The organism is Mesorhizobium sp. (assembly GCF_004962925.1).
GTDB lineage: Bacteria > Pseudomonadota > Alphaproteobacteria > Rhizobiales > Rhizobiaceae > Mesorhizobium.
In genome coordinates this window covers 67,365-82,142 of record NZ_SUEO01000005.1, presented here as the reverse complement: position 1 = coordinate 82,142, position 14,778 = coordinate 67,365, and the positions used below count along the sequence as shown (strand labels likewise).

The following is a 14,778-nucleotide window of genomic DNA, read 5'->3' as shown; positions in this document are numbered from 1 at the left end:
GTCCTGGTCGATGTTTGGCGGCGACCCTGCCACAATCGCGTCGCGCCGCCACGAATGATCGAGGTGTAGGATGAACTGGTCTTCACCCGGTCGGCCGTTCCGAGATCGTCGGCGGTGATGTCCTCCAGCCGGCCGCCGAGGTCGCGCGCGATGACCTTGCCGCCGGTAATGATGGCCAGATCCTCCATCATCGCCTTGCGCCAATGGCCATATTCCGGCGGATGAACGACGAGGTATTTTCCCGGCCCCTCCTTGCCGAGCAGCGTCACCACCACTTCTGGAGACATTTCCTCAGACACGATCAGCAACGGCCGCCCAGCCTCGTCGGCGATGCGGCGCGCATTCTCAAGCGCCGCGGGCTCCTTGATCTTGAGGTCGGTCATCAGGATGTAGGGCCGTTCGAGAACAGCCTCCATCTTCTCCTGATCGGTCACCATGTGGTGCGAGAGATAGCCGCGTTCGAAGGACATGCCCTCGACCACATCGAGCGTGGTCTCGGTGGTTACGCTGAAGTCTGTGGTGATGACCCCTTCGGCCCCTACCCGCTGATGGGCTTCCGCCACCAGCGCGCCAAGCCTCGTGTCGGTCGCAGCGATGTTGGCGACCGAAGCCAGGATGCTGTTGCCCTTTGCCGGCTTGGCCGAAGCCTTGAGCGCTGCCACCACCGCTGCCACGGCAAGGTCGATGCCCTTGCACAGATCGACGGATTTCACGCCGCGTTCATTCGCCTCCACACCGCCCTGTATGAGAGCGTTGGCGAGCACGATGGCAGTCGTGGTACCGTCGCCGGCGACCTCGTTGGTCTGCATCGAGACCTCGCGGACCACTTGCGCGCCCATGTTTTCGAAACGGTCGTGCAGCTCGATCTCGGAGGCGATGCTGACGCCGTCGCGGGTCACCATCGGCGTGCCGATCGGCCGGTCGATCATGGCGTTCATGCCTTTGGGGCCGAGCGTCGGCTCGACGGCAGCGGCCAGCCGAAAGACGCCACGGGCCAGAGCACGGCGGGCTTCGGAATTGTGAAGCATTATTTTGGGCATGATTCCTCCTTCCGCCTTACGGGCGGGTTGTTGGTTAGGGGCCTCGTGCGAGGGAGGCCGTTGCTTTCAGATCTGTTTCAGGCTGTCGGCGCAGCTCGTGCCGGCACGCGGTCCATGATGAAATCGACCAGCGTCGGTTCGCCCTCGACTACATCCAGTTCCTTGTATCTGGTCTGCTTTAGCCCACGGCAAAGCGCGCCGTTGAACTCCATATTGACGCGCACCCCGCGCAATTCGGCGAGATGGGCACTGAGTGCGCCGACCGGTATGCTTTGCCCTTCCCAGGTCACGAAGACAGGATCATCCGCTTGGCGATCGGCGAAGCGCTCAAGCAGAGCCGCCCTGTACCTCGGCTTCTGGTTGGCCGCTTCGCCCGCCTCGAACCGCGCGACGTCGTATGCCGGCAGATCCATGCCGAGGATTTCCCGGTCCGTCAGACCATGCTGCCGAAAGCCCCGCAGCACGGCCTCCTGACGCCGCTTGAATGCCTTCATCCTGAAGGTGTCACGCAAAGCGCCGAGATCCTGATCCTCGGCAAGCTGGGCGAATATGTCGCCGAAAGTCTTGCCGGCCTCCATGCCGCGATTGACCTCGTCGGCGAACATATGGTCGTGGAGTTTCACCCGATAGGCAGGCGACCAGGAGAGCTGGTCGAGCGCCCTGCGGACGCCGTCCAGCATGAGGAAAGCGAAGTTGGGCGAGCACCAGTAGGTGGGCAGACGGAAATCGATCTCCACGCTGCCGTCGCTCGCCATCTGGGCCCGCTCGACGAAGCCCATCTCGGTAATCGGCTCGTCGAGCTCCGGGTCGTTGACCTCGGCCAGGCGCCGCCAGAGCTCTGCCTGGCGACGGCTTGGTATTCTGACGGCACCCATCGCGGCTACTCCGCCGCGATGCTGAAAGGCGAGCCCGCGAGCGCCTTTTTCTTGGCATCGATATCGATGTTGTAGAGACGCGCGGCATTGAGGCCAAGGATCTTCTCCTTGATCTCGTCGGTCAGCTGCACGCCGCGTTCTGCCGCGATATCCTCAGGGATCTGGTAGGCCCAGAACTTCTCGACCAGCCAGCGCGGCGTCCAGATTGCGTAGTCGGAACCGAACAGGATTTTCTCCGGCCCAATCCAGAACAGCAGTTCGGCGATGACCTCGCCGAAATAGCGCGGGCGCGAATGAATGAAGGGCAGCGCCACCGCCAGTCCGCCATAGACGTTGGTCTCCTGCGTGGCGATCCAGCAGAAATCGTCAAGGCGCGGCAGGCCGCAATGCTCGACAATCCAGTTAAGGTTCTGGAAATCAGTCGCCGCGTGATCGACGTCATGCACGTCGAATGCGTCCTTGCTGAGTGGGATGATTGTCGGACCCTTGTGGACGTGGATGTTCCGGATGCCGAGCTTGTCGCAGAGTTCGAAGCATTTGTAGGCATCGGGGTCGGTGAGTTTCCAGCCCTTGGAGGCGCCGTTCCATTCGGCCGTGTACATCTTCACGCCCTTGACGTCATAGGTCTCCTTGAGGAAGTGGATGTATTCAAGCGCCTTCTCGCCATCGCGCGGATCGAAGGCGCCGTTGACGATGAAACGCTCCGGATAACGCTTGGCCACCTCGGCATTGCGCTCGATCGTGTTGAAGCCGTTTTTGTAGAAATCCTTGAGATAGGTCGACTGCACAATCGCCACATCATCAGGACCATTGACGAACAGGTCGCGATAAAGATCGTCGGCGCTGTACTTTTCGAACTTGCTCTTCTCCCACAGCTGTTCCTTGGGGCTCAGCCCGGTGTGATAGGCGTAGAAGCACTCGATGAACTGCTTGCCATGAATATTCTTCTGGTTTTCGGGGCTGCCGTCCCAGAAATGGGTGTGGCCGTCGACCACGAAGATTTCCTTGCCTTGCGGTGTGATAAACATGGTTCCCTCAGCACTGATTGCGTTGATCGGGGCGGCGCGCCGCAACCAGGCAGCGCGCCTGATTTTTTGGCGGCTATTCGATGTATTCGAACATCTCGTCCATGTTGCCGAACAGGATCACGGTGTTGTCGTCGACGCGAACCATGCGGCCGTAGTGGGTGGAGGTGTTGACCTCGAAGGTCTCGGCTGAAATCTCGCGGCCGAGATATTCACCGATCGCGTCCATCTTGAAGATCAGCTTGCCATCACCGTCGATGCGGATCAGCGCCGGCTGGTAGGTGATGGTCACCCCCGGCTTCTGGCCCATGAATTCGGCGATGGCTCTGGCTTCGACTGAATCATTCATGGTGACGCCGCACTGATGCGAAATCGTCTGTTCGAAGGTGATGTCCTTCATCTCCTTGAAGATGTTGGAATGCGTTGCGTCGCGTGCTGCTAGTGACATGACATTTCTCCCTGTGTCAGCGCTTGAGGCCGAGTTCGCCGAGGATCTGGCCAATCCGTTCCTCGGATTTGGCGCGAACGTCCGCGAACGCGACTGGCTTGGAATGCGGCATCGACCAGATCGGCTGCAGACCGACGGCTGCCTTGTCGGCGAGCGCGCCGTGTTTCTTGACCCAGCCCTGGAAGAGCTTCTTGTTCGCCGCGCCGTGTTTCTCGTCGTTGGCGAGCAAGTGCATGAGGTCGATCGTGTTGGCGAGGTTGCGCTCGTAGTCGGCCTCGGCTGCCGAGATCACTGCAGGCGTGATGAAGTCATGGTTGGCGGCGGCGATCTGCATCAGGAAGCCTGAGCGGAATGCCTCCCCGACCAGCGGCTCGAAGACGATGTTGATGGCGAAATACTGTTCAAGATAGTCGGTCGCGCCCATGATGGTCTCGACCGCTTCGCGGGTACCTTGCCAATTCGTGTCTTCGAGCCATGCCTTCTTGCCAAGTTCATCGTCCCAGCCGGACAAGTCCATGCCGATCTCGGCAAGGTAGAGCGTGATGTCCTGTGCAAGCCGCAGCTTGTAGGACGAATTGGTCAGCGTGGCGTTGTTGATCATCTGGGTGTAGCCGTAACGCTGCGCCTGCATCAGCGAGGTGCCGAGCCCAAATTCGGCATGTTTCCAGGCGCCGAGCTGCGTCTGCAGGATCTTGACCCAGGCCTTGTCGAAGGTCTTGGGCGCTCCCGATTTGCGGGCATTGTTGATGACGCTCTGCACCATCGTCTCGATCTTCGACTGGCGCTGGTAGTGCGTGCGTTCCCACTCCTGATCGGGGGCGCGGAAGGCATGCCAGTTGGAGCTCTGCGCGGCACTGTTCTGCTTGACATAGGCGCCCTTGCCGTCGGCGAAGGAGATGATCCAGTCCTGGATCAGATAGCGCTCGGGGTCGGGCTGCACGTCGACCGTCATGTCCTCATAGTGGGTGGCACGCTGGCCCTTCGGGTCGAAATACCGGTACTTCCGGCTGTCGGAGTCGGCAAAGATCGCCGCGCCGGCGGCTCCGGATCCGACTGAACTCGAGGTAGCTGGCATAGTCTTTCACTCCCTTGTTGCAGTTGTGGTTACAGTTGCGTGGCCGCCTCTCAGTGGGCCGGCGTTGCACCTGCCGATGTGGTGAACTTGTCGAAGAAGATCCGCTCCGTCTCGAACCCGTTCATGAACAGAACCGGCTGAAGCGCATCGATCATCGGCGGCGGGCCACAGGCATGGACATCGCCCTGCCCGTCGACCGCCAGTTGCTTGAGCATGGCGTCGACACTCTGGTGCACGAAACCGCGCTCGCCTTGCCATTCGGCATCATCAGTCGCGTGCGACAGCACGGGAATGAAGGTGACGTCGGAATGGTTGCCGACCAGCTCGGCGATCCTGTCGAGATAGAACAGGTCGTTGCGGGTGCGGGCACCGTAGAAGAAATAGACCGGACGTTTCTCGCCACTCTTCAGATGGTCGTTTAGGATCGACCAGATCGGCGACATGCCCGATCCGGCCCCGACAAGGATCAGGGGTCCTTGCCGTTCGTCGCGGCGGAAACAGGTTCCGTAGGGTCCGACGACGGTGACTTCGGCTCCGACCTTGATGCCTCCGGCATCGAGTTCTCCGGAGAACTTTCCCTCAGGGTATTTTTTGATGATGAAGCAGAGTTTTTGGGTTTGGTCCGGCGTATTTGCCATGGAGAACGAGCGCGTAATCGTCTCCCCTTTTTGCGTGGTAACCGTGATGTCGACATATTGCCCCGCCCAGAACTTTATCGGCGAGCCGAGTTCGATCTCGATGCCGCGAATGTCGTGAGTCAGCTGCTCGATCCGAGCAATCCGGCCGTTGAACGTCTTCACGGCGATCGCTTTCGCCAAAATCTCCTCGTCGTAGTTGAGAAGCTCGACTTCCAGATCGGAGTAGGCGATGCAGCGGCACAAAAGGACGTGGCCGCTCTCCTTCTCCAGGTCGTTCAGCGCGAAGGTCGAGTATTTGAGCATGTCGACTTCGCCATCGAGCAACACGCTCTTGCAGGCCGAGCATTGCCCTTCCTTGCAGCCGTGCGGCAGCGCGATGCCCTGGCGGAAAGCGGCGTTGAGCACCGTTTCGCCATTCTCGACATCGAATTCGACGCCGACTGGGCTGAGCCTGACCGTGTGGGTTTCCGACATACGGACCTCCAGTAAAAGAAGGGGGCGGGACGAACCCGCCCCCTTGGCCTGATCAGTTGCAGGGATTGATGGTGAAGCCCTTGGCGTAGTCTGCCAGGTGCTGCGCGCGTCCTTCCGGCGTCATGCCGCGGAGCGCGTTCAACGGCGATCCCAGCGTGTTGCCGCGCACGTCGTCCAACGTCCACATCTCCTTGTCGTCGAAGCGCATATGCGGCTGCGGTACGAGCGTCTTGCCATCGGAGCGGACGAAGTTCAGGTCCTTGATGGCATCGGCCAAATCCCAGCCGTCATAGAGCGTCTCCCATTCGCGCTTGCCGCTGAAGCGGCCCATCGCGGGTGTCGGACGGCCCTCATACTCGTCGGCGAAGGCCACGGTCGCGGTCCACTTGTCGAGCTCGTGGGCGAAGGTGTGCAACTGGCCGTCGATCTCGCCGACCACCATGTCTTCGCGGATCAAGCAGGGAACAAGGCAGGACCAGCAGCGGTGTGGATAGACGTAGCCCACGTCGCTGTTGAAGAGCAGCACCTTCTCGCCCTTGTGGCTAAGCTTGGCGTACCATTTCCAGAAATCGCCGAACTCGGCATACCAGCCCGGATACTTATGCTCGAACCACTCGAAGTCCTTGTCGGTCTGGGCTTCGATACGCCAGAAATTGACCGGCCAGCCGACCGCGAAGAACTGTCCGACCTTGTGGACGTAGTTCTTCTTGGTGATGCGTTCCCAGGCCGCCTGGACGTCGTCGTGATGGACCTTGATGCCGTATTTCTCGAGCGGCAGCATGTAGGTGCGGTAGTAGTCCTCATAGATCCAGCGGTGCCACATTTCCGCGTAGGACTCCTTGTTCTTGTCGCGGTTGGTGGTGCCGTATTCGATGAAGGTGCCGATGGCTGCATCGACGATCGCGTGGTTTTGCCAGAAGGCGTAGCGCAGGTCGCGCTCGAGCAGCAGATGGTTTTCCGGCTCCTTGAGCGCCGCCATCAGCAGCGAATGCCCATTGCCGATATGCCGGCTCTCATCCGACTGGACCGACAAAAAAACGGTCGGCAGCGCATAGTCGCCGTTACGGGCGGCTTCCGAAGGCATGGCGACAAACAGCGTGTTGGTGAAGGCGGTCTCGGCGACCACGGTCAGGTACATGCAGGCGGCGGTCATGGTGTCGCCGGTGATGAAGCCTTCCGCGAACTGCCGGCCGATGGTCGTGGCGTAGCATTTTCCGAAGGCTTCCTCGGTGATGTCGAAGCCGGCCGGATCGATGTAGTTTTCCATGTACCATTTCTTCAGGTTCATCTGGATCGTCGAGTGGCGGAACTCGTCGATCATCTGCATGGTGAAGCCGGTTCTGAGCTCCTCGCCCGGCGCGATACGGGCGACCATCGCCATCGAGCGGGCAGCAGAAATTTCCGGGAACGGAATGATCGCAAGGAAGAGTTTCATCCACTCGACCCAGCGCGGTTCCACATTGCGGAACATGTCGCCGCGCAACGCCGCGTCGAGCGCACCGTAGACACGATTGTCCTTTTCTTCCTGCATCGGAAAGTAGGATCGCAGAACCTGTTTCATCGGGTCGCGCGGCGTCTTGTTGATCTTGTAGTCCGTCGGAAACGTCATCGCTTCCTGGACGTAGGAAGGGTTCCAGCCGAGATCGGCAATCTTCTTGGTTGCCTCGCCCACGGAGATTCCGCGTTGCGAGGTAATCTTGTTGAGCGTCAGAGACGTCATGGTCATAAGCCTCCACCAGGTTTGAGCCGCAGGTCCCTTGACCCCGGCATGAAGCGGCGCACAGCACCGCCAGTGAGGATGCGAGCGGCACGACAAAGGGTTGCGCATCAGGCGCGACTCATGGTCCGGCCGTTCAAGTGGATCGCGGCAAAGGTGTTAGGCGGCTGGCAGGGCCCGCGGCGCCAACCGCATGTGCGATGGGCGTATCGAAGCGGACGTGACTTGTCCCTGCTTCCTCCGTTCCTTCGTTCTTTTGGCACCGCGTCAAAGCGCGATGGGCTTCTTGTGGAAATGTACAAAGCAAGCGCCGTGCCAATTTGAAAATAGCACCCATGGCAAGGGCTCAAAACAAAATCGCTGCTCTTTCGGCGTACGGGCGGACGGCCAAATGTAACGTTCTTTTACAGTTGTAACGTACGCCTGTAATATCTAATATCTATTCGCAATTGCAATACGTCTAGTTAGCAGATGCAGCAAGTTCGAAAAAAATATCATCTATTCAATTCTTCGTCTTTCTCTACTATTTGAAGGCGACGGCCCATGGACGGGCCTCGCGCTGGAGAGAGACCGTGCCGAACGATAAAGACAGCCGAAGACCGCCCGAGCCAATGTCCAGCCAAGCCGATGGCGTCACCGGCGAACTTGTCAGGCTGATGCCTCGCGATCTGGTTTTTGTGATGCGCTTCATGGGCGAGAGCCAATATCGCCTCCAGAGCCACTTCCAGGACTTCATCCGGGCCGAGCTTGCCGCCGGCGGCGTCACCACGCAAACGCATCCGATGATCCATCTGTTCATCGAGAACCACGCGATCCTGTTGCGGGACTTCGTGTTTTCCGGCGTTTCGCTGTCACGCCAGTTCCGCGTCGACGAGATCGAGCGCCTCACCGGCGATACGACTTCGATGATCCGCGTCGACATCTGGGATCAGCTCAAGAGCCACATCGAAACGGCTGAAAGACAGTTCCATTCGCAGGCCGGAACATTGCCCAAATTGCTGTCGGCTTTCGAAAAGCCAGCCTGACCGATGGCTGGGCGAAAAATGACGGGAGGATCCGATGGCCAAACTACCAGGCGTGACGCGTTGCTCGCCCGCCGGCTCGATCTTGTCGCCAACGTCTCCGCGCTGACTGCCGAGGCGTTGCGGCTCGATCAGAAACGCGCCGGTATCGAGATGGATGTGCTGCGCCTGGAACTCGAAATCGGCAGGAGCGGCGCCAGCGCGCAACTGGTGCAGGAATTGCATGAGGCGGAGGAGAGAGCCGCGGCGGTCATGCAGGAAGGCGCGAGGTGCGAGCAACGCATCGCCGCCGCGGAGGGTGAGGTCGAGGACGTCGACCGCAGCCTCGCGGCGACGGATGGAAGCTGACGAAGGGAATGGTCATGAACCAGCACGCGATACAGAACCTGACCTTGTTCGACCTGCTGGCGCGAAGCTGGCGTCGCCCGTCGGCGATCGCCGATCTGCGCTTTAGCGCCGATGGCTCGACTGTCGCCTTCACCTGCGTCGATGGAACGGTCGCCATAGCTGCGGTCGCGGACCAGGAACCGCCTGAGTCCCGGATCAGGGTGAGCGGCGATCTCGGCCAGACGACGATCCGCCCAAGGGAGAAGCCACCGGCACCATTGATCGCCACCGCTGCGTTTGGGGATGGCGACGTTCCGCTCGCCAACTACCTTTCCTCCGGCTTCCTCGTTGGAACGGCGGCTGGCGAAGCGGTGCATCTGGCCGCGGACGGCAATGTGATGGAGACGCTGGTCAAGATCGACGGGCCGGTCGTCGCCGTCGACCACAGCCCCCGCATGGCCATCACAGCCGTCAGCAACGGGCAGGATGTTTTCCTGGCACGCGGTCAAGGCGATGCGGTGCGACTGCGACACGGTACGACACCGTCCACGGATGCGCTTGCCTTTTCGCCAGGCGGAAGGCGCCTCGCCCATGGCCTGGACGACGGATTGTCGATCTGGATGGTCGATGGCGACACCACCCTGATACGCGATATCGCCTTTTCAGCGCGTCCGATATCGATCCGCTGGAGTGGCGACGGCACTTGGCTGGCCTGTGGGCTCGAAGCCGGAGGCTTTGCCCTGGTGTGCATAGCCGATGGCCGCACTGGCATTGTCGCGGGATTTCCATCCCCGGTCCGGACGGTGTGCTGGAGCCTGCCGGAGAATGCGCTGTTTGCATCGGGCGCCTTCCGGATCGCCGGCTGGTCGATGACCGCGCCGCCACTTGGCGACGAAATCTCCGGCGCGCTGGAGACTGGTCGCGCCGGGCTGGTTCCGGTCGAGACGGTGGCTGCGCACCCGCAGAAGAAACTGATTGCGGCCGGCTATGCCAACGGTCGGATCACCATCGCCCAGATCGGCGCGCGGGACGAACTCCTCGTCAGACCCCTGGGCAGCGCGGTGACCGCGCTTGCCTGGTCCAGTGACGGACAGCACCTGGCGGTGGGCACCGTCGACGGCACCGCCGCGATCGTCACCTTTCCCGCGTCGATGTTCAAATAGCAAAGGCAGGCCGCATGCAACAGGAGCACCAAATGAAAACCGAACCCACCGCCGAGGACGAGAGCAAGGACGAATTTTTCGACCGGCTCGCCAAACTGTCGGAAGAAATGGTGGCCAAGCATGGCAAGGATTTCAGTATGGGAGCATTGGTGCTTGCCGCCCGCTGGATTGCCGAAAACCGTGTCGGCCCGTTGAAGACCAACTAGGCTCCTGACCAACCAGTTTCGCTCGTAAGCCATAGCTTCGAAGGCGGCGTTTACCGGCGGCGAGGACGGCATCCAAGCTGTGCCGCGCGGCTATCTGTTCGGGCTGATCGACCTGCGCTCAAACGAATTGCTCTATTTCTTCGTGCTCGCCATCTTCTTCGCCGGCATATTGCTGATCTATCGGATCATCCATTCGCCGTTTGGACAGGTGTTGAAGGCGATCCGCGAGAACGAGCCCTGCGCGATCTCGCTGGGTTATCGGGTCAACCGCTACAAGCTCGCCGTATTCGTGCTGTCGGCCACGCTCGCCGGCGTCGCTGTCGCCACCAAGGCGATCGTGTTCCAGTTGGCGTCACTTACCGACGTCTACTGGACCATGTCCGGCGAGGTCGTGCTGATGACGCTCTTGGGTGGCATGGGCACGGTGTTCGGACCTATCGTCGGCGCGGCAGTTATCGTCACGATGCAGAATTACCTCGCGACATTTGGCGACTGGGTCACGATCGCCCAGGGCATCATCTTCGTTGTCGCAGTGCTGTTGTTCCGGGAGGGCGTCGTTGGCATCCTGGCAAAATGGATCGGGAAACCGCTCTGAACAGGTCATGAAACCTAAATTTCGATTGATCGACGGTCGCGATTGAGAAGTCGACCTACGAAGGATGTTTGAGCGTCAGGTTCGGCCAAGTTGGCCGCAGTGGATGCGAGCACACTGCGTGCTCGACTGTGCAGATTCCTCATCGGCTGTGACAACCAGCAATTCGGGCTGTTACGAAAGTTCAACTCTGGGTCTTCCCAGGCGCGCCTGTTGACGTCGAAATCCGCAGGCATGCACCCTATCTACGCCGCATGAACGACATCACGACCAGACGCGCGCTTCTGCTCGTCAATTCAAAGGCGCGACGCGGGCAGGAATCTATCGCACCGGTCGTCGAGCGGCTGCAGGCCGGTGGGCTTCGCGTCACCGTCGAGACGTTCGAGGCGCTGCCCGAGATAGCACGCGATATCGTGCGCCTTCGCCATAGGGCCGACCTTGTGATCGTGTGCGGCGGCGATGGTTCGGTGTCCTCGGCGGCGGTCGCGGCCATGGAAAGCGGGCTACCGATGGGCATCATTCCGACGGGGACGGCGAACGATCTGGCGCGCACCCTCGAAATACCGTTGGATCTGCTGAAGGCTGCCGACGTGATTGTACAGGGCGGAAGGCGTCTGATCGATGTCGGGACCGTCAATGGTCACGCTTTCTTCAACGTTGCGAGCATCGGCGTCAGCACCGACCTTGCCCAGGGTCTCGACCCGGCGCTGAAGAAGCGTTTCGGCAGGTTTGGCTATGCCTTGGCGGCCGTGAAAGTGTTGACCAAGGCTGGCCACTTCGAAGCAAGGATTACCGAAAAGGGCGTAACGACCGAAGTCGAGACCTACCAGATAGCGGTGGGCAACGGCCGGCACTATGGCGGCGGCAACGTCGTTGAGGAGACGGCGGAGATCGATGACGGCCATCTCGACCTGTACAGCCTGGAAATGACGAATCTCTGGAAAATGGCGCTTATGCTGCGCTCGTTCCGCTCAGGCACCCACGGCGCCTGGAGCGAGGTTCGCACAGCCAGATGCGTCGAGTTCGACATCGAGACGAAAAGGCCGATGCCGGTGAACACTGATGGTGAGATCGTCACCGCGACGCCGGCGCATTTCAAGGTCCACCCGAAGGCGATTTCAGTCTTCGCGCCTGCTGACGCGCGCATGCAGCGCCGCACGAAGGTGCTTGGTGATACGGTCAGCGCAAATAGCGGCTAGACTGGCGCCAAGGGCGCGTCGAATAAACCCAACAGCGTGCAGTCATCTCTCGATCAGGAGTCGGCGCCCTCTGGAAAAAGACGCGGGCTGACCGGGCAACACCTTTCGGCACGGCGGATGAGCGCGACCGAGTAAAGTAAACCTTGTCTGAGAGCGTCTGGCGCAGGCGATCATCAGAAAATTATTCATCGTCTCCAGGATCGTCGACGAGGCAGCCGGCGCCATGACAACCCTGATAGCTGCCGTGCTCGTCAAATTGGGTTCACCCTCCTTGTCGAACTGGGGAGTGTTGTCGACAGCCCTATCCGGGTCGTCGACCATGCAGCCGACGCCATGGCAACCATTGTAGCCGCCGTCTGGTCGATAATTGCTGGTCGTGTGATGATGCTTCCGGTTCGCGTCTTCGGCCATCCCTTCGACCAGCGCGCCTAATATGGCTCCGCCAACCACAGCGCCTACGTCATGTCCCCGATGATCATACATTCGCGCATTGGGATCGAATGTGTCCCCGCGACCGTGGTGATAGCCGGCAACATCGGCGAAAACCCCTTGGCATCCCTGGGCGACCCAGATGTACTTGCTCTTCGGATTATAACCCCAGGTACGATTGAGGATGCAGGCGTTACTCGAGATCTGATGAATCAACTGCGGCTGCTTCAAAGGACCGGCGAAACACTCGTCGTACTGGTAGTGCCTAGAGTGGCACTCGACAGTCTACTGCGCCCGGGCCTCCGAAACGAACAGGGGCGCCGCGAACGCGACGGCCGCTAAAACCACATATCTGAAGATATCGAGCACCTCCTGCATTGTCCTCAAGCGTATTTCACGATGATCTTGACCGCATGGGGCCGGTGTCAACAGCTTAGTGGAAGATAGCTCGGATGATGCAAGCCGTATGCAGCTTCATGATTAAAATCGTTGTTATCTCAACGCTAAAATCGTCATGGAATGAAGTGTCTTTCGAAGGGCTTATATTAGAAAGACTGAACAGACCTTGATTCCGAAGACCTGTAAAAACAAGATCTGATGGCCGGCGTTGGACTGATCCGACGCGGAGGAGCAAATGGGCGACCCGGAACAGGAGGCTTTCGGATCGGTTGGGATACTGTCTTTGAAATTTGAACATGCCGTCATCGCGATTGGGACGGATCTCCAATATGCTTATCGGAAAGGATGCAGGAGACGTGAGGTCATGATCGTGACGACTAGCAAGCCCGAGCATGTCGCTACTGCTTTCGCGAACGCTTGGAACCGGCATGATATGGATGAGTTCGCATCTCTGTTCGTTTCTGATGCTAATTTCGTCAATGTCGCAGGTGTGTGGTGGAAGAACCGATCGGAAATCGAAGCGGCGCACCGAGCTACCCATGAGACCATGTTTCGGAATAGCCGATTAGAAGGCGATGTCTCGTCGGTTGTGGACTTGGCCCCGGGACTTGCTTCCGTTCACTACATTTGGACCCTAACGGGAGCATCTGCTCCGGACGGGTCCCCGGCCGGAGACAGGAAGGGCATATTGCTTCTGATTGCCCAAGAAGGACAGTCGGGATGGCGCATCAAGGTGGCTCAGAACACGGATATTGTTCCTGGCGCGATCGCCCCGGCCGGTTCGAAAAGCTAATCATGCCGACCGGACCTATAGGACAGAAGCTCCCGCCGACGTGATCGGAAAGCACAAATGCCTCGCCCTCCGGAAGGGCGCAAGCCCGACCGAAGCGTCTGCGCTGAGGATCTTTTGGCACCGAATACGTGCTTTGGATGTACCGATCGAATTAAGGCTCGCATCTGGGATCACGGCCTGCAGGCCCCCCGCCCCGATAACAACAGCCTGCAATTTGATCATTGCTTGAGGAACGCGCCCGTGTAGGTCTGGCCGGCAAGCCGAACGCGGGCCCGAGGCAGTCTGGGCATGAATGGTACCAGGTTCCAATGCAGGGTCGAGAGTGGGTTGCGGCGTGTCAGGAGCCGATTGGCACGCGGATAAGGCAAGCGCCGCGAAGCCAAGCATTGCGTTGCACATTCGTTGTGCCATCTTCTGGCGCCCCGGCCATCTTTGAATCTAGCGGGCTGACCTTTTCGCGCGTTTTCACGACCGGTGTCTATGCAAGGTATCTGGTACGAAAGCGGCTCGTCGAAAAACACAGGCGGCCGTGAGCGCCTCCATTCGTGGCAAGTAGCCGCTTGGGCGATAGCAAATATTTTTAATTCAAACGTTTATACCAGAATGTTCGATCTATTTTTTAGGTTTTTGGCTTTCGACCACAGGTGCCTAAGCTGCTATCGACGCAGCCGCTGCCGTTTCATCCGCAACGCCATCCACCATGACATGACCGATGCCACGCGAGCATCGCTCGACCCGCGCGTCGACGCGATAAACGTCACGCAAGAGCGCCGGCGTAACGACCTCTTCCGGCGTACCGCAGGCGAACATCCGGCCGTCGGCTATGACGATGCATTTGTCAGCGAAGCGCAAGGCTTGGTTGAGGTCGTGAATTGCGATCAGCACTGCAATCCCGTGCTTACGCGCAAGCCCGCGCATGACGCTCAGCACCTCGACCTGCCGGTGCAAGTCGAGCGCGGACGTGGGCTCATCCATCAGCAGGATTTCAGGTTCGCGGGCGAGGGTCTGGGCGATGCTTACCACCTGCCTTTGCCCGCCGCTCAGTTCTCCGACATTGCGAAAGGCAATATCCGAGATGCTGAGCGCGGCCAGGATACCGTCTATGAGCGCGAGGTCGCCGTCGCCGACCGACCAGGCCGAGCCCTGCTTGCGGGCCAGCAGGATCGATTCATAAACGGTCAGCACTGCGTTGGCTGCCGTATCCTGGGGCATGTAGCAGATGCCGTCCGGTCCCTTCGCCGCTCCCTCGAGACAGACGCGGCCCGGGCCCTTCAAAAGTCCTGCCATGCGCTTGAAAAGCGTCGACTTGCCCGCTGCGTTGGGCCCGATGACGGCAACCATCTCGCCACCGCGAAA

Annotated in this window: 15 protein-coding genes and 1 pseudogene; 7 read left to right on the top strand and 9 right to left on the bottom strand. The window is 59.9% G+C overall.

Going from position 1 to position 14,778, the window contains the following annotated elements; genetic code table 11:
* From groEL to E5W87_RS02860, 7 genes are all read right to left on the bottom strand, one after another.
* A partial coding sequence (gene groEL / locus E5W87_RS02890; protein ID WP_292393787.1) for a chaperonin GroEL occupies positions 1-1,040 on the bottom strand: 1,040 nt, incomplete at its 3' end.
* Between the two features lie 77 nt (positions 1,041-1,117).
* Complete coding sequence (locus E5W87_RS02885) at positions 1,118-1,915, bottom strand: iron-sulfur cluster assembly protein (protein WP_292393785.1); 798 nt, start codon at positions 1,913-1,915, stop codon at positions 1,118-1,120.
* A 5-nt stretch (positions 1,916-1,920) separates the two neighbouring features.
* A complete protein-coding gene (locus E5W87_RS02880; RefSeq protein WP_292393781.1) occupies positions 1,921-2,943 on the bottom strand; it encodes an amidohydrolase family protein in 1,023 nt (340 codons plus the stop codon).
* Positions 2,944-3,016: 73 nt separating this feature from the next.
* Positions 3,017-3,388 (bottom strand): MmoB/DmpM family protein, encoded by a 372-nt coding sequence (locus E5W87_RS02875; protein WP_006206781.1) that lies wholly within the window; start codon positions 3,386-3,388, stop codon positions 3,017-3,019.
* A 16-nt stretch (positions 3,389-3,404) separates the two neighbouring features.
* On the bottom strand, positions 3,405-4,463 hold the full coding sequence (locus E5W87_RS02870) for an aromatic/alkene monooxygenase hydroxylase subunit beta (RefSeq protein ID WP_292393779.1): 1,059 nt from the start codon (positions 4,461-4,463) through the stop codon (positions 3,405-3,407).
* Between the two features lie 50 nt (positions 4,464-4,513).
* Entirely contained in the window at positions 4,514-5,575 is a 1,062-nt protein-coding gene (locus tag E5W87_RS02865; protein ID WP_292393777.1) for an NADH:ubiquinone reductase (Na(+)-transporting) subunit F, read from the bottom strand.
* Positions 5,576-5,627: 52 nt separating this feature from the next.
* A complete protein-coding gene (locus E5W87_RS02860; protein ID WP_095486586.1) occupies positions 5,628-7,295 on the bottom strand; it encodes an aromatic/alkene/methane monooxygenase hydroxylase/oxygenase subunit alpha in 1,668 nt (555 codons plus the stop codon).
* Between the two features lie 569 nt (positions 7,296-7,864).
* Here E5W87_RS02860 and E5W87_RS02855 point away from each other — a divergent pair.
* From E5W87_RS02855 to E5W87_RS02830, 6 genes and pseudogenes are all read left to right on the top strand, one after another.
* The gene (locus E5W87_RS02855) at positions 7,865-8,317 is read left to right on the top strand and encodes a hypothetical protein (RefSeq protein WP_292393774.1); all 453 of its coding nucleotides are present in this window, start codon (positions 7,865-7,867) and stop codon (positions 8,315-8,317) included.
* Between the two features lie 60 nt (positions 8,318-8,377).
* Positions 8,378-8,662 (top strand): hypothetical protein, encoded by a 285-nt coding sequence (locus E5W87_RS02850; RefSeq protein WP_292393772.1) that lies wholly within the window; start codon positions 8,378-8,380, stop codon positions 8,660-8,662.
* Positions 8,663-8,676: 14 nt separating this feature from the next.
* On the top strand, positions 8,677-9,804 hold the full coding sequence (locus E5W87_RS02845; RefSeq protein ID WP_292393770.1) for a WD40 repeat domain-containing protein: 1,128 nt from the start codon (positions 8,677-8,679) through the stop codon (positions 9,802-9,804).
* Positions 9,805-9,836: 32 nt separating this feature from the next.
* The gene (locus E5W87_RS02840) at positions 9,837-10,010 is read left to right on the top strand and encodes a hypothetical protein (protein ID WP_292393768.1); all 174 of its coding nucleotides are present in this window, start codon (positions 9,837-9,839) and stop codon (positions 10,008-10,010) included.
* Positions 10,011-10,044: 34 nt separating this feature from the next.
* A pseudogene (locus E5W87_RS02835) lies at positions 10,045-10,605 on the top strand (branched-chain amino acid ABC transporter permease); the annotation flags it as partial.
* A 251-nt stretch (positions 10,606-10,856) separates the two neighbouring features.
* Positions 10,857-11,801, top strand: coding sequence for a lipid kinase (locus E5W87_RS02830; protein ID WP_292393766.1), 945 nt, complete (start codon positions 10,857-10,859; stop codon positions 11,799-11,801).
* 42 nt (positions 11,802-11,843) lie between these two features.
* Here the strand turns inward: E5W87_RS02830 and E5W87_RS02825 are convergent, their stop codons facing one another.
* Complete coding sequence (locus E5W87_RS02825; RefSeq protein WP_292393764.1) at positions 11,844-12,461, bottom strand: DUF3011 domain-containing protein; 618 nt, start codon at positions 12,459-12,461, stop codon at positions 11,844-11,846.
* 403 nt (positions 12,462-12,864) lie between these two features.
* Between E5W87_RS02825 and E5W87_RS02820 the strand changes: the two genes are divergently transcribed.
* Positions 12,865-13,422, top strand: coding sequence for an SgcJ/EcaC family oxidoreductase (locus E5W87_RS02820; protein ID WP_292393763.1), 558 nt, complete (start codon positions 12,865-12,867; stop codon positions 13,420-13,422).
* Positions 13,423-14,070: 648 nt separating this feature from the next.
* On the opposite strand, the gene E5W87_RS02815 is transcribed toward E5W87_RS02820, so the two are convergent.
* On the bottom strand, positions 14,071-14,778 hold a 708-nt coding region (locus tag E5W87_RS02815; protein WP_292393760.1), incomplete at its 5' end, for an ABC transporter ATP-binding protein.